Raw genomic sequence first — 21083 nt, 5'->3', positions numbered from 1 at the left:
AGCCGGAGCAGTGCTCCGGCTTTTTATCGCCTGCAGTTTTACGCGCGGGCTATTCGTGGTGCGCCTGGCCGAGGAAGGTCAGCGAGGTAAACAGGCCGCGCGTCTCGATATCCTTGTCGCCTTTAACGGGCAGGTCGATGGAGGCGCTGATGATATTCAGCCCTTCATTGCGTACCAGCACCTGGGCGCGGCCCTCTGCGTCGGTTTTCGCGCTGATCTGATGCGGTGCGCCACGGTAATCGCCGACCAGCTCGACCCCTGCTGCCGGCTTGCCATCCACCAGCACGCGTACTGGTAGAGATTTGCCCGAGCCGACCTTGAGCGGATCGACTTCCGGCAGGATGACCATCTTTAACTGATCCAGCTTCGGCAACTTGGCGCCTTCCTGATAGATCGCCAGGCTGTACTTGAAGGTGTGCAGCGACTTGGTCGAGTTCGGCACCTGGCTACGGCCCTGATTGATCCACTGCTTGTCCGGCGTCAGCGACCAGGCTCCGTTGTCCAGCGCCACGCCAAGCACCGCCGGGGTTTTCAGCGGTTGCAGGCGGGCGTGGTCGTCCAGGCGCTGAACGCTGACCGGGATCATCTTGCCGGCGCTGTCATAGGCCCAGGCACCGCTGATTTTCTCGGCCTTGAAGGCGTTGTCCTCGGCGCCGTGGCCGTAGATGGTTTCGATATGACCGCGACGCTGTTCGGTCCACAGGCCGTGGGCCTGGACCTGTCCGGCGAGCATGGCGGCGAATAGCGCAGTGAGCAGGGTAGGTTTGGCTATGTGCATGGTGGGTTCCTTGTTGGTTAGAGATTGAGGGTCAGGCTGAGGCTGAGGTTGCGCGGGTCGCCGGGCATCACCCAGACGTTGTTGAAGGCGCGCTCGTAGTACTCGCGGTCGAACAGGTTGTTGAGGTTCAGGCCGATGCTCAGGTCGTCACTGGCCTGATAGCGCGCCAGCAGGTCGACGGTGCTGTAGGCCGGTAACTCGAAGTCGCTGCCGGCTTGCCCCGAGCGATCTCCCACATAGTTGAACGCGGCGCCGATGTCCGAGCCGCGCAGGCGGCCTTCTTGAAACTGATAGACCGTCATCAGGCTGCCGCTGTGGCGGGCGACGCCGAGCAGCTTGCTGCCCAGCGGCAGGCTGTTGTCTTCGGTGACTTCGGCATCGATAAAGGCGTAGGCGCCGATGATGCGCACGGCATCGCTGAGCTGGCCGCTGAACTGCATGTCCAGGCCCTGACTACGCGCCTTGCCAGCGGCGATGCTGTCGCCGGGATTGGCCGGGTCGGCGGTCAGCACGTTTTCCTTGTCGATATGAAACAGCGCAATGGTTGCGCCCAGGCGGCTGTCGAGCAGGTCGAGCTTGAGCCCGGTTTCATAGCCCAGGCCCTTCTCCGGCTTGAACACCGTACCTCGGCTGCTGATGCTATTGGGCTTGAACGAGGTGGATACGTTGGCGAACATCCCGACCTGTGGCGTCAGCTGATACAGCAGGCCCGTGCGGGCGGTGGCGACATCCTTGTTCTGCTCATTGCTGACCCGCGTGCTGCGGTTCAGCGCGGTCTGCTCATAGCGTTCGAAGCGCGTGCCAAGCAAACCGCTCAGGCGCTCGCTGAAGCTGATCTGATCCTGCAGGTTGAGGGCATAGCTCTCGGTATGCTCGAAGAAATCGTTGGGGTTGACGATGGCTGGCTTGGTCTGGCCGTACTGCGGTTGGTAGATGTTCTGGCCGTAGCCCAGGGTGGTCGCGCTTTGCGGGTACTTCTGGCTGTTGCGGTAGTTTTCGTACTCCAGGCCGGCGAGGGTCTGGTGCTGCCAGCTGCCGAGGTTGAAGCTGCCATGCAGCTCGGCCTGGGTGATGCTGTCGTTCCATTCGAAGCTGCGCTGGCGATAGAAACGCGTCAGGGTGTCGCCGACCAGGCGCGACTGCTCGGAGCTGTTGCCCCGCAGGCGGCCCTGGGCGTAGTGGTTGGCCAGGCGCAGCTTCCAGCTGTTATTGAGGTAATGCTCAAGGCTGACCTGCAACATCTGGTTGTCGTTGCGGATGCTGCCGTCGTTCGGCTCACCCATAAAGCTGGAGTTGTTAACCGCGCCCATGCGGTTGTTCACCGCCGGGATACCGCGGTCGAATACCGACTCGGTGCGGGTGAATTCGCTCTCGATCAGCAGCAGGGTATCGGGGTTCAGCTGCCAGCTCAGCGAAGGGCTGACGATTTGCCGTTCACTGCCCACGTGGTCGCGAAAGCTCTGGTTGTCCTCGACCGCCAGGTTGACCCGTGACAGCAGGGTGCCCTCGTCATTCAGCGGGGTGTTGACGTCCAGGCTGCTGCGGTAGCGGTCCCAGCTGCCAGCGCTGGCCTTGAGCTGGCTGAAGGCCTCGGCCTGGGGTTTCTTGCTGACGATATTGATCATGCCGCCGGGGTCGCCACGGCCATACAGGCTGGCGCCCGGGCCTTTGAGTACCTCGATGCGTTCGATGCCGGAGGCGTCCGGCGAGCTGTAGCTGCCGCGATTGATGGCAAAGCCGTTCTTGTACAACTCGCCAGTGGTGAAGCCACGCACGCTGTAATTAAGGAAAGTCAGGCCACCGAAGTTGTTCTGCCGGGATACGCCGCCGGCAAAGTCCAGGGCGCGGTCGATGCGTGGGGTGCCCAGGTCATCGAGCACCTGCGCGGGCACCACGTTGATGCTCTGGGCGATCTGCTCAATCGGCGTATCGGTAAGTGTCGCGCTGGCTGAGCGGGTAGCGCGATAGCCCTGAACCGGACCATCTGCGCGCTCCTGTCGAGCGGTGACGGTTATGGCAGAGAGCTCAACGGGGTTTTCTGCTGCAGCGGCAACAGCGCTGGGAACCAGCAGGCTGGCAAGTAAGGCGTGGGCGGCGCGCAAGGTAAAATATCCTTCTACTGTATTTAATGTAATAACATAACATTAAAGTTGAGAGGGTTTATCGATTGCGTTGCACAAATTGAAAATTTTGCGGATTAGCTGCCGTTGGCGGGCGGTCTGACGCCGATTTCTGCAGTCAGTTGCAGTGGTTTGCCGTTGCGCAGGATGTCGATGCGGATCTTCTCGCCCGGCTTGGCACGTGCCACCTGATTCATCGAGCGGCGGCCATCACCGGCGGCTTCACCGTCGATGCTGAGAATCAGGTCACCGGGCTGCAGGCCGGCTTTCTGTGCGGGGCCATTACGGTAGATGCCGGCTACGACGATGCCGGGGCGTCCGTCCAGGCCGAAGGATTCCGCCAGTTCCGGAGTCAGCGGTTGTACTTCGATGCCCAGCCAGCCACGAATCACCTGGCCGTGTTCGATGATTGCCCGCATGACTTCCATCGCCAGTTTCACCGGGATGGCAAAGCCGATGCCTTGCGAACCGCCCGATTTGGAGAAGATCGCGGTGTTGATGCCCACCAGGTTGCCGTAGGCATCCACCAGCGCGCCGCCGGAGTTGCCGGGGTTGATCGCCGCGTCGGTCTGGATGAAATCCTCGTAGGTGTTGAGCCCCAGCTGGTTGCGCCCGGTGGCGCTGATGATGCCCATGGTCACGGTCTGGCCGACGCCAAAGGGGTTGCCGATGGCCAGGGTCACGTCACCGATGCGAATATTGTCGGAGCGCCCGAGGGTGATAAACGGTAGATCCTGCAGGTCGATCTTCAGTACCGCCAGGTCAGTCTCCGGGTCGCTGCCGATAAGCCGGGCCAGGGTTTCGCGGCCATCCTTCAAGGCCACGACGATCTGATCAGCACCCGCGACCACGTGGTTGTTGGTCAGCAGATAGCCTTCCGGGCTCATGATCACTGCCGAACCGAGGCTCGACTCCATGCGCCGCTGCTTGGGCAGGTTGTCACCGAAGAACTTGCGGAACTGCGGGTCCTCGAACAGAGGATGCGCAGGTTTGTTGACGAACTTGGTGGTGTACAGGTTGGCGACGGCCGGCGAGGCCAGGTTCACTGCGTCGGCGTAGGACACCGGGCCTTCCTGCATGCGGCTGTAGAACGGTGCCTGACGCACGTTCACGTCCTGTCCCGGCAAACCGACCCACTGGGGGAAATATTGCATGATCAGCAGTGCCGACAGCACGCCGACCAGCAGGGGCCAGCCGAGGAAACGCAGGGCCTTGAACATCGATCCAATCCTGAGGGTTGCCGGGGGCAGGTGCGCCCCTTAAGGTGCGCCATTATAGAGAGGTGGCTGCGAATAAAGCAGCGCCCGCACACCTGTTGATAAGGAAACACGATGGCCATAGCTCTGGCGACCCTGGTGGAAGAGGCCGACCGCTACCTCAACGCGGCGCGAATCAGTGATTACTGCCCCAATGGCCTGCAGGTCGAGGGGCGGCCGCAGGTGCGGCGTATTGTCAGTGGCGTGACCGCCAGCCAGGCGCTGATCGAGGCCGCTGTAGAAGCCGACGCCGATGTACTGCTGGTGCACCATGGTTACTTCTGGAAGGGCGAAAACCCCTGCATCACCGGGATGAAGCGTCGTCGTCTGCAAACCCTGCTGGCCAACGACATCAGCCTGCTGGCCTATCACCTGCCACTGGATGTGCACGCTGATGTAGGTAACAACGTGCAACTGGCCGCGCAGCTGGGCATTACCGTGGAAGGTCCGCTGGAGCCGGAAAACCCACGCACCGTTGGCCTGATCGGCTCGCTGGCCGAGGCCATGAGCCCGCGCGACTTCGCCCACCATGTGCATCAGGTGCTGGGCCGTGAACCACTGCTGGTCGAAGGCGACGCGATGATTCGTCGAATTGGTTGGTGCACAGGCGGCGGCCAGGGTTATATCGATCAGGCGATTGCCGCTGGGGTCGATCTGTACCTGACCGGCGAAGCGTCCGAGCAGACCTTCCACAGTGCCCGCGAAAATGGCATCAGCTTTATCGCCGCCGGCCATCACGCCACCGAGCGTTATGGTGTGCAGGCTTTAGGCGATTACCTGGCGCGGCGTTTTGCCATTGAGCATCTTTTTATCGATTGCCCTAACCCCATATAGGCTGCCATTGCGGCCTTCCCTGCCGGTATAAAGCTAGATCGTTTCGATCTAAGTGGCCTCCTGAATAGAAGAGGGTGCTGTGCTAGAGTGCGCCCTCGTCCACGGCCCGCCGGCCCAAACACATCGTAATCCGTGAGTAGCCATGCTCGATAAACTGACCCACCTGAAACAGCTGGAGGCGGAAAGTATCCACATCATTCGTGAAGTGGCCGCCGAATTCGACAACCCGGTAATGCTCTATTCCATCGGTAAAGACTCCGCCGTGATGCTGCACCTGGCACGTAAGGCGTTCTTTCCAGGCAAGCTGCCGTTCCCGGTGATGCACGTCGATACGCGCTGGAAGTTTCAGGAGATGTACGCCTTCCGCGAAAAGATGGTCAACGAGTACGGCCTGGACCTGATCACTCACATCAATCCAGATGGCGTGGCACAGGACATGAACCCCTTCACCTACGGTAGTGCCAAGCACACCGACGTGATGAAGACCGAGGGGCTCAAGCAAGCGTTGGACAAGTACGGCTTTGATGCCGCCTTCGGTGGCGCGCGCCGCGACGAAGAGAAATCCCGCGCCAAGGAGCGCGTGTACTCGTTCCGTGACAGCAAGCACCGCTGGGACCCGAAGAACCAGCGTCCCGAGCTGTGGAATGTGTACAACGGCAACGTCAAGAAAGGTGAGTCGATCCGTGTGTTCCCGCTGTCCAACTGGACCGAGCTGGACATCTGGCAGTACATCTATCTGGAACAGATCCCGATCGTGCCGCTGTACTTCGCTGCCGAACGTGAAGTGATCGAGAAGAACGGCACGTTGATCATGATCGACGACGATCGCATCCTCGAGCACCTTTCCGATGAAGAGAAAGCCCGTATCACCAAGAAGATGGTGCGTTTCCGTACCCTCGGCTGCTACCCGCTGACCGGCGCGGTGGAGTCCTCGGCCACCAGCCTCACTGACATCATCCAGGAAATGCTCCTGACCCGTACTTCCGAGCGTCAGGGCCGCGTCATCGACCACGATGCTGCCGGTTCCATGGAAGAGAAAAAACGTCAGGGGTACTTTTAATATGTCGCACCAATCCGATCTGATCAGCGAAGACATCCTCGCTTACCTGGCCCAGCACGAGCGTAAAGAACTGCTGCGCTTCCTTACCTGCGGCAACGTCGACGACGGCAAAAGCACTCTGATTGGCCGCCTGCTGCACGACTCCAAGATGATCTACGAAGACCATCTGGAAGCCATCAGCAAGGACTCGAAGAAAGTCGGCACCACCGGCGATGACATCGACCTGGCACTGCTGGTCGACGGCCTGCAGGCCGAGCGCGAGCAGGGCATCACCATCGACGTGGCCTACCGCTATTTCTCGACCTCCAAGCGCAAGTTCATCATCGCCGACACCCCCGGCCATGAGCAGTACACCCGTAACATGGCCACTGGCGCCTCCACCTGCGATCTGGCGATCATCCTGATCGACGCGCGCTATGGTGTGCAAACCCAGACCAAACGCCACAGCTTTATCGCCAGCCTGCTGGGCATCAAGCACATCGTCGTGGCCATCAACAAGATGGACCTCAAGGGCTTCGATCAAGGCGTATTCGAGCAGATCAAGGCTGACTACCTGAAGTTCGCCGAAGGTATCGCGCTCAAGCCGACCTCGCTGCACTTCGTGCCGATGTCCGCGCTGAAAGGCGACAACGTGGTGAACAAGAGCGAGCAATCGCCCTGGTACACCGGTCAGTCGCTGATGGAAATTCTCGAAACCGTTGAAGTCGCCGGCGATCGCAACTTCACCGACCTGCGTTTCCCGGTGCAGTACGTCAACCGCCCGAATCTGAACTTCCGTGGTTTCGCCGGCACCCTGGCCAGCGGCATCGTGCGCAAGGGTGACGAAATCATTGCGCTGCCGTCGGGCAAGGGCAGCAAGGTCAAGTCCATTGTCACCTTCGAAGGTGAGCTGGAGCAGGCCGGTCCGGGTCAGGCGATCACCATCACCCTGGAGGACGAAATCGACGTCTCCCGTGGCGATATGCTGGTGCATGCCGACAACCGTCCGCAGGTGGTCGACAGCTTCGACGCCATGCTGGTGTGGATGGCTGAAGAGCCGATGCTGCCGGGCAAGAAATACGACATCAAACGCGCCACCAGCTATGTGCCGGGCTCGATTGCCAGCATCACCCACCGGGTTGATGTGAACACCCTGGAACATGGTGCGGCGAGCAGCCTGCAGCTCAATGAAATCGGCCAGGTGCGTATTGCTCTGGATGCGCCGATTGCGCTCGACGGCTATGCGCACAACCGCACCACCGGTTCGTTTATCGTCATCGACCGCCTGACCAACGGCACCGTGGGTGCCGGCATGATCATCGCCGATCCGGTTGGCGCTGGTGGTGGCAGCCACCACGGCGAGCTGGCGCATGTCTCCACCGAAGAGCGTGCCGTGCGCTTCGGTCAGCAGCCGGCTACTGTGCTGTTCAGCGGCCTGTCTGGCGCGGGCAAGAGCACCCTGGCCTACGCTGTGGAGCGCAAGCTGTTCGACTCTGGTCGTGCGGTCTATGTACTCGATGGCCAGAACCTGCGCCATGACCTGAACAAGGGGTTGCCACAGGATCGCGCCGGGCGCACCGAGAACTGGCGCCGTGCCGCCCATGTTGCGCGTCAGTTCAACGAAGCCGGTCTGTTGACCCTGGCAGCCTTCGTCGCCCCAGATGCCGAAGGCCGCGAACAGGCCAAGGCGCTGATCGGTGCCGAGCGCCTGATCACCGTCTACGTGCAGGCGTCTCCGCAGGTCTGCGCCGAGCGTGATCCGCAGGGTCTGTACGCCGCCGGTGGTGACAATATCCCGGGCGAGTCCTTCCCGTACGACATTCCGCTGAATGCCGATCTGGTGATCGATACGCAGTCGGTGTCGGTGGAAGAGGGCGTCAAGCAGGTGTTGGCTTTGTTGCGCGAACGTGGCGCGATCTAACGCCACCGTCCAATAAAAAGCCCCGCCCAGTGCGGGGCTTTTTATTGGACGCGGGTTCTTGCCCGTGATAGCTGTTTTGCGTGCATGAACGAGGCATCCCAGCCATTCCTGCAGTCCCGACTCCAACAAAAAAGCCCCGGTTGTTTGGACCAGGGCTTTATGGGCGGGCGATTATTACTTGTTCTTCAAACCATAGTTTTCATCGAGCATGCCTGGCACATCGGCGCTTTTCGGCGCGTAATCCTTGGGCATTTCGTTGTTCTTCGGTGGCGTCAGGCGTTCGCGTTTTTCGCTGGCATCTTCGGCATGCAGGGTGGCCAATAGGCGTTGGCGAGTCAGCTCGTCGAGGGCCAGGCGGTTGGCTCCGTCGGACAGGTGTTCCTGCACATCCTGATAGCTCTGGGTGAGTTTCTTCACCATGCTGGCGGTGGTGTTGAAGTGGCTGACCACTTCACTCTGGTAAGCGTCGAAACGCTCCTGCATTTCATCCAGCTGGCGCTGGGTGCGGCTGGGGGCTGCGTTGGGTGCCAGGCGAGCAATCAGGAAGCCAATGGCAATGCCTGCTACCAGGGTAATGGCGGGTAGCAACCAGGCGGTAAGCGTCTGTTCCACGAGTCCTTCCTCTCTAAACGGCTTTGCTTTACGTTAACGGCTCGAACCTGCGCTGTATACCGCAATGCAATGCCGAAATGTTTGCGGTGTTGTCTATGGCGCAGGCTGTCAGCTAGACGAGTCGACCCACTGCGAGGTCACGGAGTTCCCTGTTGCTCACCCGCGAAACCCCTCTGATGATTGCCGGCCCCAGCGGCCAACTCGAAGCCCTGTGGCTGGATACCCCTGACGCCCGTGGCGTAGCGCTGATCTGCCACCCCAACCCGGTGCAGGGTGGCACCATGCTCAATAAGGTGGTTTCCACCCTGCAACGCACGGCCCGTGACTGTGGCCTGGCCACGTTGCGTTTCAATTACCGCGGTGTCGGCGCCAGCGCAGGCAGCCACGATATGGCCAGCGGTGAGGTGGATGACGCCGAGGCCGTGGCCAGCTGGCTGCGTGCTCAGCACCCCGAGTTACCGCTGACCTTGCTGGGTTTTTCCTTCGGTGGCTTTGTCGCCGCTGCGCTCGGCGCCCGCCTGGAAGCCCAGGGTGTGAAACTCGACAAGCTGTTTATGGTGGCCCCGGCCGTGCATCGCCTGACCGCAGAAACGCCACCGGCCAGCCATTGCCCGCTGATCCTGATCCAGCCCGAAGACGATGAAGTGATCGACCCGCAGGTGGTGTACCAGTGGTCGGCGGCACTCGGGCGTGCCCATGAGCTGCTGAAAGTGGCAGAATGCGGCCACTTTTTTCACGGCAAGCTGACCGATCTCAAAGATTTGCTGCTGCCGCGACTCTGAACTGATTGAGCCTCAATAAGCGAACGTTATGACCACTCGTATCCTTACCGGCATCACCACCACCGGCACGCCGCACCTGGGCAACTACGCGGGCGCGATTCGCCCGGCCATCGTCGCCAGCCGCGCCGCCGATGCGGATTCGTTCTACTTCCTGGCCGACTATCACGCGCTGATCAAGTGCGATGAGCCGGCGCGTATCCAGCGTTCCCGTCTGGAAATCGCTGCTACCTGGCTGGCGCTGGGCCTGGATACCGACAAGGCAACCTTCTACCGCCAGTCGGATATCCCCGAGATTCCCGAGCTGTGCTGGTTGCTCACCTGTGTCGCCGGCAAGGGCCTGCTTAACCGCGCCCACGCTTACAAGGCTTCGGTGGACAAGAACGTTGAGCAAGGCGAAGACCCGGATGCGGGCATCACCATGGGCCTGTTCAGTTACCCGGTGCTGATGGCGGCGGACATCCTGATGTTCAACGCGCACAAGGTGCCGGTCGGCCGCGACCAGATCCAGCACGTGGAAATGGCCCGCGATATCGGCCAGCGCTTCAACCACCTGTTCGGCAAGGGCAAGGAACTGTTCACCCTGCCTGAAGCGGTGATTGAGGAAGATGTAGCGACCTTGCCGGGCCTCGATGGGCGCAAGATGAGTAAGAGCTACGACAACACCATCCCGTTGTTCGGCAGTGCCAAGCAGCTCAAGGATGCCGTTGCACGTGTGGTGACCGATTCCAAACTGCCGGGCGAGCCGAAAGACCCGGACAGCTCGCACCTGTTCACCCTCTACCAGGCCTTTGCCGCACCGACCCAGCAGGCGGATTTCCGCGTTGCGCTGGAAGACGGCCTGGCCTGGGGCGAAGCCAAGCAAGCGTTGTGCAACCTGCTGGAAGCCGAGTTGGGCGAAGCTCGCGAGCGTTATCACGCGCTGATCAGCAAACCGGCTGATCTGGAAGATATTCTGCTGGCTGGTGCGGCCAAGGCGCGCAAGATCGCTACGCCGTTTCTCGGTGAGCTGCGTGAGGCCGTGGGCCTGCGCTCGTTCCGCAGCGAGGCTATCAGCACGGCTGGCGAGAAGAAAAAAGCCGGCAAGAGCGCACGCTTTGTCAGCTTCCGCGACGACGACGGCAGCTTCCGTTTCCGCCTGCTGGATGCCGCTGGCGAGCAGTTGTTGCTGTCCAAATCCTTTGCTGATGGCAAGGCCGCAGGGATGGTCAACAAGCGTCTGCAGTCCGGTGAAGCGCTGGATGTTCGCGAGCAGGACGGCGGTTTTGCCGTCTGGCTGGACGATGAGTGCGTGGCGCAAAGCCCGGCATTCGCCGACAGCAGTGCCTGTCAGGCGGCGATTCAGCGCCTGCGTGAGGCGCTTGCTCCTCAAGAGTGATGCGCTGCCAGATGGCTTGTGGGAGGGGCTTTAGCCGCGACGCAGCGATACCAACAGACTGTCGCGGCTAAAGCCCCTCCCACAGACCGGTACGCCGTCTATAAGCCGTTGCCAATCAACGGGGGCGTCGCTAAAGTGACGCCCCCGTTTTACTTGCCCGGCTAACGAATTTATGACGCCCCTAGAACGCTACCAGGCTGACCTTAAACGCCCTGATTTCTTCCATGACGCTGCCCAGGAAACGGCGGTACGTCATCTGCAGCGTCTGTATGACGAGCTGATCGCCGCCGACAAGGGCAGCGCCGGCGTATTCGGCAAGCTGTTCGGCAAAAAGCCTCAGGGGCCGGTCAAGGGCCTGTATTTCTGGGGCGGCGTCGGTCGCGGCAAGACCTACTTGGTCGACACCTTCTTCGACGCGCTGCCGTTCGAGAAGAAGATGCGTACGCACTTCCACCGCTTTATGAAGCGCGTGCATGAAGAAATGCGCACCCTCAAGGGCGAGAAGAACCCGCTGACCATTATCGCCAAGCGCTTCGCCGACGAAGCCAAGGTCATCTGCTTCGACGAGTTCTTCGTCAGTGACATTACCGACGCCATGATCCTCGCCACCCTCATGGAAGAGCTGTTCAAGAACGGTGTGAGCCTGGTTGCCACCTCCAATATCGTGCCAGACGGCTTGTACAAGGACGGCCTGCAGCGCGCCCGCTTCCTGCCAGCCATCGCCCTGCTCAAGCAGCACACCGAGATCGTCAACGTCGACAGCGGTATCGATTACCGCCTGCGCGCGCTCGAGCAGGCCGAGCTGTTCCACTGGCCACTGGGCGCTGCCGCCGAGGAGAGCCTGCAGAAGAGCTTTGTCAGCCTGCTGCCCGAGCACTGCGTGGTGCAGGAAAACGAGGCGCTGATGATCGAGAACCGTGCCATTGTGGCGCGCAAGGTCGGTGATGACGTGGCCTGGTTCGACTTTCGCGAGCTGTGTGATGGCCCGCGCAGCCAGAATGACTACATCGAACTGGGCAAGATCTTCCACGCCGTGCTGCTGGCCAACGTCGAGCAGATGAGCACCGCCAAGGACGACATGGCCCGGCGCTTTATCAACCTGGTGGACGAGTTCTACGACCGCAACGTCAAGCTGATCATCTCCGCCGAAGTGGAGCTGAAAGATCTCTACACCGGCGGTCGCCTGACCTTCGAGTTCCAGCGCACGCTCAGTCGTTTGCTGGAAATGCAGTCGCACGAGTTTCTCGCACGGCCGCACAAACCCTAATCTACGTACTTATGTTTGCTGCCAAAGCCCGGATCATTCCGGGCTTTGTAGTTGATGGCCTGCTGAAGACAGCCAGGCCGTCTGCACCCAAGCAGGATAAACTCTGCGCCATCGACTTATTTCTGCGGTTAGCCCTATGACCTTTGCTTCCCTCGGCCTGATCGAACCTCTGTTGCGCACCCTCGACAGCCTCGACTACAAAACTCCCACCGCTGTGCAGGCCCAGGCCATCGTGCCGGTGCTCAAGGGGCGTGACCTGATGGCCGCCGCGCAAACCGGCACCGGCAAGACCGCTGGCTTTGCCCTGCCGGTGCTGCAGCGGTTGATGATGGAAGGGCCGCAGGTGGCCAGTAATTCGGTGCGTGCGCTGGTGCTGGTGCCGACTCGCGAGCTGGCCGAACAGGTGCTGCAGAGCTTTATCACCTATGGCCAGCATCTGCCGCTGCGCAGTTATGCGGTGTATGGCGGGGTCAGCATCAACCCGCAAATGATGAAGCTGCGCAAAGGCGTGGACGTGCTGGTAGCCACACCGGGTCGTTTGCTCGACCTGTACCGGCAGAACGCGGTGAAATTCAACCAGGTGCAGACCCTGGTGCTGGATGAAGCCGACCGCATGCTCGACCTGGGCTTTGCCAACGAGCTGGAAAGTGTGTTCGCGGCGCTGCCGAAAAAACGCCAGACCCTGCTGTTCTCCGCGACCTTCTCCGATGCCATTCGCGCCATGGCCGGGCAGATGCTCAAAGACCCGCTGAGTATCGAAGTCAGCCCGCGCAACGCGGCGGCCAAGTCGGTCAAACAGTGGCTGATTCCGGTGGACAAGAAGCGCAAGGGCGAGCTGTTTCTGCACCTTTACCAGAGCAAGCGCTGGAGCCAGGCCCTGGTGTTTGTGAAAACCCGCAAGGGCGTGGATGAGCTGGAAGCCGAGCTGCAGCGCCACGGCATCAGCGCCGATTCGATCCACGGCGACAAACCCCAGGCCACCCGTCAGCGCGCCTTGCAGCGTTTCAAGGATGGTGAGGTCAAGGTGCTGGTGGCTACCGATGTGGCGGCCCGTGGCCTGGATATCGATGACATGCCGCTGGTGGTCAACTTCGATTTGCCCATCGTCGCCGAAGACTATGTGCATCGCATTGGTCGTACCGGGCGTGCCGGCACCACCGGTCAGGCCGTGTCGCTGGTCTGTGCCGATGAAGTGCAGCTGCTCTCGGCCATCGAAACCCTGACCCAGCAGGTGCTGCAACGTATCGAGGAGCCGGACTTTATCCCTGATCACCGCGTGCCGCAGACCCTGCCCGGCGGCCAGGTGGTGAAAAAGCCGAAGAAACCGAAGAAACCCAAAGTGGTCGGCGGCGGCAAGGGCGGCAGCCTCGGGCGCTGGATGGAGGCCGATGAGCCGGCTGCACCGTCGGTCAAGGCGGTGCGCAAGGTACCGAGCTTTGGCGGGAAAGCAGGCAAACCCGGGAAGTTTGCCAAGTAACCTCAGTCGTAGGGTGGACAGCGCTGAGCTTGTCCACCAGAGGCGCTAAATGTTCTGGGCAATGCGCCAGAGCACGCCGCTGGGGTCGATAACCACGAAATCGCGCATGGCCCAGGGCTGGTCCTGCGGCGGCACCAGGCGCACGCCGAAGCGCTCGCCAATCCGCTCATCCACGACCTTCTGCCACCAGGCATCGACGTCTTCCACCAGCAGGTGCATGACGAAGTTCTCCGCCTGCTCCTTGACGTAGAAGTCCTGCAGCAAAAAGGCACAGTGATCGCCGTGGCTGAAATAGGCCAGGCCATCGCCGACCCAGCCCGGCTTGAAGCCCAGGGCTTGATAGAACGCCTGGCTCAGGGCGAAGTCGCGGGCCGGTACGAAGGTTTTCAGTTCAATGCTGTGCAACATCGAATGGTTCCTGCGCGAGTGATGTCGGACAGGCTATTACGGTTGTGCCGGCTCTCTGGCGGAGCCTGGCGAGCAGAGATTAACGGCTGGCCTGCGCCGCTTCCAGTTGCTTCTTGTGGGTGGCGGCGGCCGTCATGTCGTAGATCACCACGCAGATATGTTCCACCGCATCGCCCGCGCCGCCCAGCGGCAGCAGGGTGACGTTCTGGTACATGAAATCTTCCTGGCCGGTGATCGGCTGGTAGTTCTTGAAGTGCATCAGGTAGGGATGCTGCTCCCACAGGCTGAAGGCGCGGGTGCCCAGTGCCACGACGGTATCGACCTTGCGCCGCAGCCAGGCTTCGTCGATCTCGCTGAACAGGCTGAACAGGGTTTTGCCGTGCACCTCGTCTGGGCCCAGGCCGGAATGGTTTTCCATAAAGCTGTTCCACACCTCAACCCGGTATTGGCGGTCGAGCACGATCACCCCGACATCGATGCACTGCACGATATCGAGCAGCCAGTGAACCTCTTTGATATCTATCTGTGCGGGCATGAGCAGGTTCCGCCTAGTTCATCAGGTAGTTGAGCTTGTTGGTCAGGCGCTTGATTGAGTCTTCGGTGAACAGCAGCAACAGGTCGAAGTGGATGCTGTGGGCTTCCAGGCTGTAGCTCACCTCAATGGCCAGGGTCTTGCGCCAGCGCCGCTGGTTGAGGTGGATCAGCCGCTCGATGGACGAATGCTGGCCCAGCAGTTGCGGGTGGCCCTGAGAAAAACGCACGTCAATCTGCTCGGCAATCCCGGCCAGGCAGGCGCCGGTCAGAATGCTGGCCAGGTCCAGTAGCATTTCCGAGGTCTGAGTATCGTCCTTGGGCTGCCAGCCCAGCAGTTTTGCCATGCCGGCGACTTCCGAATCATGGAACAGCAGCAACGCCTCGCCGGCGATGCCGTCACCAATAAAGCCCTGGCACACCGCGCTCAGGCGTTCACCACGCATGGCATCGGTAAGAGTCATATGCAGTTCGCTGACCTCGAAGATATTCACCTGCGGCACCGGCAGCTGCACAAATACGTTCAGCACCTTGGCCAGTAGCGCGGCAGCGCGGCCCATGGCGACGTTGGTCACCTCGCGCAAGGCATCGCGGAAGTTGACCTTCAACTCATCCAGTACGGCGGCCTGGGCGATGGCGGTAGGGGTGGCCTTTGGGTCGAACAGACCGAGTTCGAGCAGGGTGCTGCGCAGTGTATCGGGATCGGCGGGTTTCTTGATAAAGGCCAGTGCGCCGAGTTCCTTGACCCGGCGCACGGCTTCGTCCTGAACGTCACCAGAGACCACCACCACCTTGCAGGCCAGCCCTTCGGCGCGCATGGCCGCAAGGGTTTCATAGCCGTCGAGCACCGGCATAGTCAGGTCCAGCAGCATCACCTGGCCGAGGCCCTGGCGCAGGGCGGCCAGGGCTTCCTGGCCATTGGCAGCCTGGCTGATGGTCACTGGCCATTCGGGCGGCAGGGCGCGGATCAACTGCTTGCGCGCCATATTCGAGTCGTCGCAGACCACTAATGGAATCACGGCGGTAGGGTACCTATGCGCGTGGAAGATCACCGCTCTCGGGCGGTTTTCTTCAAGCATAGCCGCTAGCGATTGCTCGCGGTGTTCTTATTCGACAGAGCGTTGCAGCCAGTGGAGCATGCCCAGGGCGGCGCGGCGGCCGCTGGCAAAGCAGGCGGTCAGCAGATAACCGCCAGTCGGCGCCTCCCAATCAAGCATTTCCCCTGCGCAGAAGGTGCCGGGCAGCGCCTTGAGCATCAGTTGCCCGTCCAGCTGCTCGAACGGCACACCGCCAGCCGTGCTGATGGCTTCATCCAAGGGCCGTGGCCGCACCAGGGTGATCGGCAGGGCCTTGATTGCACTGGCCAGCAGCGCCGGATCATTGAAGGTTGCTGCGCTGGCCAGCTCGCGCAGCAGAGCTGCTTTGACCCCGTCGATCCCCGCCTGGCGATGCAGGTGTTTAGCCATGGACTGTGAGCCGCGCGGTTTGCTCAAGGCCGCCTGCAGTTTGCTCAGCGGCGTTTGCGGCAGCAGATCGAGGTGCACGCTGGCGCTGCCATGCTGGTTGATCGTTTCGCGAATAGCGGCTGACAGGGCATACACCAAGCTGCCTTCGAGGCCGCTGGCGGTCAGCACACACTCACCCAGGCGAGGTGTTACTCCGGGCAGGCTGAGGCTGACGTTCTTGAGTGGCGCGCCGGCGAACTTGTCCCGCAGAAACGGGCTCCAGGCGCTGACATCAAAGCCGCAGTTACTCGCCTGCAAGGGCGCGATAGTCACGCCACGCGCTTGCAGCAGGCTGACCCAGGCGCCATCTGAACCCAGTCGTGCCCAGCTGGCACCGCCCAGGGCCAGCAGTGTGGCGTCGGCGGTCACGGTCTGTTCGCCAGCGGGCGAGGTGATCCGTAGCGCACTTTCGCTATTCCAGCCCAGCCAGCGATGGCGGGTGTGGATCTGCACACCCAGCTCGCGCAGGCGCTTGAGCCAGGCGCGTAGCAGCGGTGCGGCTTTCATATCGGTGGGGAACACCCGGCCGGAAGTGCCGACAAAGGTGTCGATGCCCAGGTCATGAATCCAGGCGCGCAGGGCATCGGCATCGAAATCCTGCAGCAGTTCGGCTACTTCTGTCTGGCGCGTGCCATAACGCGCGACAAACGCCGGCTTGGCTTCGGAATGGGTGATATTCATCCCGCCGACCCCAGCCAGGAGGAACTTGCGCCCCACTGAAGGCATACCGTCGTAAAGATCGACCTGCACACCGCCCTGGGCCAGCACTTCGGCCGCCATCAGCCCGGCGGGGCCGCCGCCGATAATGGCAACGCGAGGGGCTGGATGTTGAGTGCGATTGGTCATGGCGGTGTCGGGCAGGAACGAAGGGGGTGCATTCTAGCCGAGGCGGCGTCCGCCTTGTCATTTGCCCCGGCTTCGGGCAGGGTCGTGAGGTGAATTTCTGACTGGAGCCCCTTATGTCTGACCTCTACCCCAGCATCGACCCCGACGGCCTGATCGAATACTCGGTGGTCTACACCGACCGCTCCCTCAACCATATGTCGCAGTCGTTCCAGGGCGTGATGAAGGATATCTCCAGCACCCTGAAACAGGTCTATAACGCCCATGCCATGGCCATCGTGCCCGGTAGCGGCACCTACGGCATGGAGGCGGTAGCGCGCCAGCTGGCCACCGGGCAGAAGTGCCTGGTGCTGCGCAACGGCTGGTTCAGCTACCGCTGGACGCAGATTTTCGAGATGGGCCAGATTCCCTCTGAATCGATAGTGCTCAAGGCACGGCCTGTCTCCCAGGGTAGTCAGGCGGCGTATGCCCCACCGCGTCTGGCTGATGTGCTGGCGGTAATCGCCTTGGAAAAACCCCAGGTGGTGTTTGCCCCGCATGTAGAAACGTCCTCGGGGATGATTCTGCCGGATGATTACCTGCGCGCCGTGGCGGATGCCGTGCATGCGGTGGGCGGTCTGTTTGTGCTCGACTGCATCGCCTCCGGCACCCTCTGGGTGGACATGCAGGCCTGCGGCATCGATGTGCTGATCAGCGCGCCGCAAAAGGGCTGGAGTGCCTCACCCTGCTGCGCCCTGGTGATGCTCAGCGAAGCTGCCCTGGCCCGCGTCGAAGCCACACAAAGCACCAGCTTCGCCTGCGATCTGAAGAAGTGGCTGCAGATCATGCAGGCCTATGAGCAGGGCGGCCACGCCTACCACGCCACCATGCCCAGCGACGCCCTGGCGCGTTTCCGCGATGCCATGCGCGAGGCCGAAGCCATTGGTTTCGTTAAGGTGCGCGGGCAGCAGCAGGAGCTCGGTGAGCGGGTGCGTGCCTTGCTCGCCAGCAAAGGCTTTAAAAGCGTCGCCGCCGAAGGCTTCGAAGCCCCCGGGGTGGTGGTGTGCTACACCACCGACGCGAGCATCAAGAACGGCAGCAAATTCGCCGCCCAGGGCCTGCAGATCGCTGCCGGTGTACCGTTGCAGTGCGATGAGCCGGCGGATTTCCAGACCTTCCGTCTGGGCCTGTTCGGTTTGGACAAACTAGGCAATATCGAGCGCACCGTGGCTACCCTGGAGCAGGCGCTGGATAAGGTTTTGGCGGGGTAGTTAGTGCGTAGGATGGGTATCGCATCGCGATACCCATCGCTCCCTAGGCGTTGCGATACCGGCTGATGGGTATCGCTGCGCTCAACGCCATCCTACGGTTTTAGGTGACCTTGACCGCCTGCAGCGTATAGCTCAGCGGCAGTCGTTCCGGCTGATTGTTCAACCGCCATTCACCATCCTCACCCAGGCTCATCTGACCCGGCAGCGCTTCCCAGGGCAGGCTGGTGTGTTCTTCCAGGGCGGTCAGGCGCATGCCGTGGCCGAGCAGCGCGGTGATGATTTCGCCCAGGCCGTGGTTCCATTCGTGGGTGATGCTGGCGTTCAACCGGGTGTTGGTTTCGACATAGGTGTACTCGCTATCCCAGACGGTGGGTTGGTGGTGTTCGAAATAAGGGTGGGCAATCTGCAGGGCGCCCTCGCAGTCCTCGTCGAGCGCCATCAGCACTGGATGGGCTTCGCGCAGAAACAGGCGGCCGCCAGGCTTGAGCAGAGCTGCGACATTGCGCGCCCAGTCATCGATCTGCGGTAGCCAGTTTAGCGCGCCGATGCCCGTATAAACCAGGTCAAATGACTCAACGCCGAGCACCTTGGCGGCGTCGTAGACCGAGGCCTCGACAAACGTGATGTGCTCGCCGCAGGCATTGGCCAGCTTACGGGCTTGTTCCAGTGAGGCGGATGAGAAGTCCAAGCCGCTTATCTGCGCGCCCATGCGGGCCAGCGACAGGGTGTCAGTGCCGATATGGCACTGCAGGTGCACCGCGCGTAGACCCCGGATATCGCCGAGGCGCGGCAGATCAAAGCGCACCACTTCGGATAAGTGCGTGGGCGAGGCGATAAACAGCTGAACCTGGTAATCGGGCGACGCCGCATGCAAGGCGGCGCGCTCATTCCAGTTGGCTTGGTTCAGGGCAAACGAGTCATCCATGACGGAGTTCCATTCAATGTGTGGGGGAATGCTTATCCAGCGCGCTCAATATGGCATAGGCAGCTTCGATTCGGGCTGCGTTGGGGTAGTTCTTGTTGGCCAGCATAACCAGGCCGAAGTTCTGACTGGGGATAAACATCGCGTAGGCGCCGAAGCCGCCAGTTGAGCCGGTTTTATTGAACAGGCTGTCGCCTGGCTCGGTTTCCGGCGGTGCGAGGCGTGTAGCGGGTTGCGACTCCAGGGCCATGGCCGGGGAATTGCCCGCTTGCAGACGCTCCAGGCTAATCGGGTAGGGGTAACGCTCCCAGCCGAGGCCCTGGGTCATCTCGCCGACGCGGTAATAACCCGTGTGGGTGATGGCGATGGCGTGCTGCAGGTCTTTATTCAGGCCAGCAGGATTCAGGTTGGCCTGGACAAAACGCAGCATGTCCCTGGTGTTGGTTTTCACCCCATAGGCTTCGGCGTCGAGCATCCCCGGGTTGACGCGCAGTGGCTGGTTGTCCTTGCTGTAGCCGAAGGCATAGCGCGGCATCTGCTGCGCGGGCACCTGGATATAGCTGTGCGACATACCGAGCGCGGGAAATAACCTGCCCTCCATCAGTGTGGGGAACGGCTGGCCCATGCTGCGTGCGGCGAGGTAACCGAGCAGGCCAATGCTGGGGTTGGAATAGCGCCGGTGTGTGCCGGCCGTGTATTCAGGCTGCCACTGGCGGTAATAGGCGAGCATGCTGGCCGGGTCGGTCACGTTGTCAGGGAACTGCAGCGGCAGCCCGCCGGCGGTGTAGGTGCCGAGGTTGAGCAGGCTGGCGTGTTCCAGCTGGCTGCCTTGCAATTCGGGCCAGTGCTGGCCGGCGCTGTCGCTGAGGGTCAGCTTGCCGGTGCTTTGCGCCAGGGCGGCGAGGGTGGCGGTAAGCGGTTTGCTCAGCGAGCCGATTTCAAACAGGGTGTCGCTGCTCACTGGCTGCTGGTCGTCCAGGCTCGCCACGCCGTAGTTGAAGTAGTGCGCCTGGCCGTTGTGGGTGATCGCCACGGCCATGCCGGCAATATCGTGTTCCGCCATCAGCGGGCGAATGGTTTCATCTACCAGCGACTGCAGTGTGTCGTCGGCCTGGGCGGCAGTGGCGAATACCAGTGCGGCCAGCAGGGTGCTGAGTTTTGCGTACATGCTGTGTGAGAGTCCTTGGCAGTAAAGGTGGGCGATATGACAGCGCGTGTGCTGGTTTTATCCCAGCCCGCGCGTTTGCCAGACCTTGGCCGCACTGTGATGCAGGATGCCGTGGCGGCGGGCCAGGGCCAGGCGGTCCTTGTCGTAGCCACCGCCGATCAGCCCGACCACGGGAATGTCACGGCTCAGGCAGTGGTTGAGTACCGCTTCGTCACGGGCTGCGATACCGGCATCCGTCAGGTTGAGATAGCCGAGGGCATCGTCTTGGTGTACATCGACGCCGGCGTCGTAGAGCACGATATCCGGCTGGTACAGCGGCAGCAGGTAGTTGAGGCTGTCGTTGACCACCTTGAGGTAGTCGGCATCGGCCATGCCGTTGGGCAGGGGAATGTCCCAGTCGCTGGCGGCCTTGCGCGCCGGGTAGTTCTTCTCGCAGTGCAGCGACACGGTGATCGCTTCCGGGGTGTTCTCCAGCAGTCGTGCGGTGCCATCGCCCTGGTGCACGTCGCAGTCGAAGATCAGCACACGCTGGGCCTTGCCGCTGGCCAGCAGGTAGTGGCTGATTACTGCCAGGTCATTGAAGATGCAGAACCCGGCTGGATGGTCGTAATGCGCATGGTGGGTGCCGCCGGCCAGGTGGCAGGCCAGGCCGTGTTGCAGCGCCTGCTCAGCGGCCAGCAGCGAGCCGCCCACGGCGCGAATGGTGCGCTGGGCCAGAGCGGCGCTCCAGGGCAGGCCGAGGCGGCGCTGTTCCTCATACGCCAGTTCGCCACTGGCAAAACGCTGGATATAGGCCGGGCAGTGCGTCAGGGCGAGTACGTCGGTGGGGCACAGCTCGGGGCGCAGCAGTGCGGCATCGGTGCTCAGGCCGCTGTCCACCAGGTGGTCGCGCAGCAGGCGAAACTTCTCCATGGGGAAGCGGTGGTTGGCCGGGAAGGGCGGGCTGTAGTCGTCGTGGTAGACCAGCGGCAGGCGCATGCTGACAGGCTCGAGCA

General features: G+C 61.7%; 19 protein-coding genes. 8 read left to right on the top strand and 11 right to left on the bottom strand.

Annotated features, from left to right (window positions below):
* Nucleotides 1-49: 49 nt before the first annotated feature.
* The 3 genes from IOD17_RS15000 to algW all read right to left on the bottom strand — a co-directional run bounded on the left by IOD17_RS15000 (nucleotide 50) and on the right by algW (nucleotide 4118).
* Complete coding sequence (locus tag IOD17_RS15000; RefSeq protein ID WP_418904274.1) at nucleotides 50-778, bottom strand: DUF4198 domain-containing protein; 729 nt, start codon at nucleotides 776-778, stop codon at nucleotides 50-52.
* 17 nt (nucleotides 779-795) lie between these two features.
* Nucleotides 796-2793 (bottom strand): TonB-dependent siderophore receptor, encoded by a 1998-nt coding sequence (locus tag IOD17_RS14995; protein ID WP_418904277.1) that lies wholly within the window; start codon nucleotides 2791-2793, stop codon nucleotides 796-798.
* A gap of 182 nt (nucleotides 2794-2975) precedes the next feature.
* Complete coding sequence (algW, locus tag IOD17_RS14990) at nucleotides 2976-4118, bottom strand: Do family serine endopeptidase AlgW (RefSeq protein ID WP_233685866.1); 1143 nt, start codon at nucleotides 4116-4118, stop codon at nucleotides 2976-2978.
* A gap of 111 nt (nucleotides 4119-4229) precedes the next feature.
* Here algW and IOD17_RS14985 point away from each other — a divergent pair, with 111 nt between their 5' ends.
* The 3 genes from IOD17_RS14985 (at nucleotide 4230) to cysN (ending at nucleotide 7948) form a co-directional block, all read left to right on the top strand.
* Nucleotides 4230-4988 (top strand): Nif3-like dinuclear metal center hexameric protein, encoded by a 759-nt coding sequence (locus IOD17_RS14985; protein ID WP_233685865.1) that lies wholly within the window; start codon nucleotides 4230-4232, stop codon nucleotides 4986-4988.
* Between the two features lie 142 nt (nucleotides 4989-5130).
* Nucleotides 5131-6048 carry a sulfate adenylyltransferase subunit CysD gene (gene cysD / locus IOD17_RS14980; protein ID WP_233685864.1) on the top strand — a complete coding sequence of 306 codons (918 nt, stop codon included), beginning with the start codon at nucleotides 5131-5133 and terminating at the stop codon, nucleotides 6046-6048.
* Nucleotide 6049: 1 nt separating this feature from the next.
* Nucleotides 6050-7948 carry a sulfate adenylyltransferase subunit CysN gene (cysN, locus tag IOD17_RS14975; protein ID WP_160089098.1) on the top strand — a complete coding sequence of 633 codons (1899 nt, stop codon included), beginning with the start codon at nucleotides 6050-6052 and terminating at the stop codon, nucleotides 7946-7948.
* Between the two features lie 174 nt (nucleotides 7949-8122).
* Here cysN and IOD17_RS14970 read toward each other — a convergent pair whose 3' ends face one another.
* Nucleotides 8123-8560, bottom strand: coding sequence for a YhcB family protein (locus IOD17_RS14970; protein ID WP_160089096.1), 438 nt, complete (start codon nucleotides 8558-8560; stop codon nucleotides 8123-8125).
* A 152-nt stretch (nucleotides 8561-8712) separates the two neighbouring features.
* Here IOD17_RS14970 and IOD17_RS14965 point away from each other — a divergent pair, with 152 nt between their 5' ends.
* The 4 genes from IOD17_RS14965 to IOD17_RS14950 all read left to right on the top strand — a co-directional run bounded on the left by IOD17_RS14965 (nucleotide 8713) and on the right by IOD17_RS14950 (nucleotide 13461).
* The gene (locus IOD17_RS14965) at nucleotides 8713-9342 is read left to right on the top strand and encodes an alpha/beta hydrolase (RefSeq protein WP_233685863.1); all 630 of its coding nucleotides are present in this window, start codon (nucleotides 8713-8715) and stop codon (nucleotides 9340-9342) included.
* 28 nt (nucleotides 9343-9370) lie between these two features.
* On the top strand, nucleotides 9371-10717 hold the full coding sequence (locus IOD17_RS14960; protein ID WP_233685862.1) for a tryptophan--tRNA ligase: 1347 nt from the start codon (nucleotides 9371-9373) through the stop codon (nucleotides 10715-10717).
* Between the two features lie 172 nt (nucleotides 10718-10889).
* Nucleotides 10890-11984 carry a cell division protein ZapE gene (gene zapE / locus IOD17_RS14955; RefSeq protein ID WP_233685861.1) on the top strand — a complete coding sequence of 365 codons (1095 nt, stop codon included), beginning with the start codon at nucleotides 10890-10892 and terminating at the stop codon, nucleotides 11982-11984.
* A gap of 136 nt (nucleotides 11985-12120) precedes the next feature.
* Nucleotides 12121-13461, top strand: a complete 1341-nt coding sequence (locus IOD17_RS14950; protein ID WP_233685860.1) for a DEAD/DEAH box helicase — start codon at nucleotides 12121-12123, stop codon at nucleotides 13459-13461.
* A 45-nt stretch (nucleotides 13462-13506) separates the two neighbouring features.
* On the opposite strand, the gene IOD17_RS14945 is transcribed toward IOD17_RS14950, so the two are convergent.
* The 4 genes from IOD17_RS14945 to IOD17_RS14930 form a co-directional block, all read right to left on the bottom strand.
* Nucleotides 13507-13869 (bottom strand): VOC family protein, encoded by a 363-nt coding sequence (locus tag IOD17_RS14945; protein ID WP_233685859.1) that lies wholly within the window; start codon nucleotides 13867-13869, stop codon nucleotides 13507-13509.
* A gap of 79 nt (nucleotides 13870-13948) precedes the next feature.
* A complete protein-coding gene (locus IOD17_RS14940) occupies nucleotides 13949-14404 on the bottom strand; it encodes a PAS domain-containing protein (protein WP_233685858.1) in 456 nt (151 codons plus the stop codon).
* A gap of 13 nt (nucleotides 14405-14417) precedes the next feature.
* Complete coding sequence (locus IOD17_RS14935) at nucleotides 14418-15419, bottom strand: response regulator (RefSeq protein ID WP_233686020.1); 1002 nt, start codon at nucleotides 15417-15419, stop codon at nucleotides 14418-14420.
* Between the two features lie 87 nt (nucleotides 15420-15506).
* Entirely contained in the window at nucleotides 15507-16751 is a 1245-nt protein-coding gene (locus IOD17_RS14930) for a TIGR03862 family flavoprotein (RefSeq protein WP_233685857.1), read from the bottom strand.
* 113 nt (nucleotides 16752-16864) lie between these two features.
* Here IOD17_RS14930 and IOD17_RS14925 point away from each other — a divergent pair, with 113 nt between their 5' ends.
* Complete coding sequence (locus tag IOD17_RS14925) at nucleotides 16865-17998, top strand: aminotransferase class V-fold PLP-dependent enzyme (protein ID WP_233685856.1); 1134 nt, start codon at nucleotides 16865-16867, stop codon at nucleotides 17996-17998.
* A 100-nt stretch (nucleotides 17999-18098) separates the two neighbouring features.
* Here IOD17_RS14925 and IOD17_RS14920 read toward each other — a convergent pair whose 3' ends face one another.
* Genes IOD17_RS14920 through IOD17_RS14910 form a run of 3 tightly spaced genes read right to left on the bottom strand, consistent with a single transcriptional unit; the run spans nucleotide 18099 to nucleotide 21066 of the window.
* Nucleotides 18099-18923 carry a class I SAM-dependent methyltransferase gene (locus IOD17_RS14920; protein WP_233685855.1) on the bottom strand — a complete coding sequence of 275 codons (825 nt, stop codon included), beginning with the start codon at nucleotides 18921-18923 and terminating at the stop codon, nucleotides 18099-18101.
* A 13-nt stretch (nucleotides 18924-18936) separates the two neighbouring features.
* A complete protein-coding gene (gene ampC / locus IOD17_RS14915) occupies nucleotides 18937-20088 on the bottom strand; it encodes a class C beta-lactamase (RefSeq protein WP_233685854.1) in 1152 nt (383 codons plus the stop codon).
* A gap of 57 nt (nucleotides 20089-20145) precedes the next feature.
* Nucleotides 20146-21066 (bottom strand): histone deacetylase, encoded by a 921-nt coding sequence (locus IOD17_RS14910; RefSeq protein WP_233685853.1) that lies wholly within the window; start codon nucleotides 21064-21066, stop codon nucleotides 20146-20148.
* Nucleotides 21067-21083 lie beyond the last annotated feature (17 nt).

It is taken from the genome of Pseudomonas anguilliseptica (assembly GCF_021375795.1).
GTDB lineage: Bacteria > Pseudomonadota > Gammaproteobacteria > Pseudomonadales > Pseudomonadaceae > Aquipseudomonas > Aquipseudomonas anguilliseptica_A.
The sequence above is the reverse complement of the archived record's forward strand: the minus strand, read 5'-3'. Positions and strand labels throughout refer to the sequence as shown.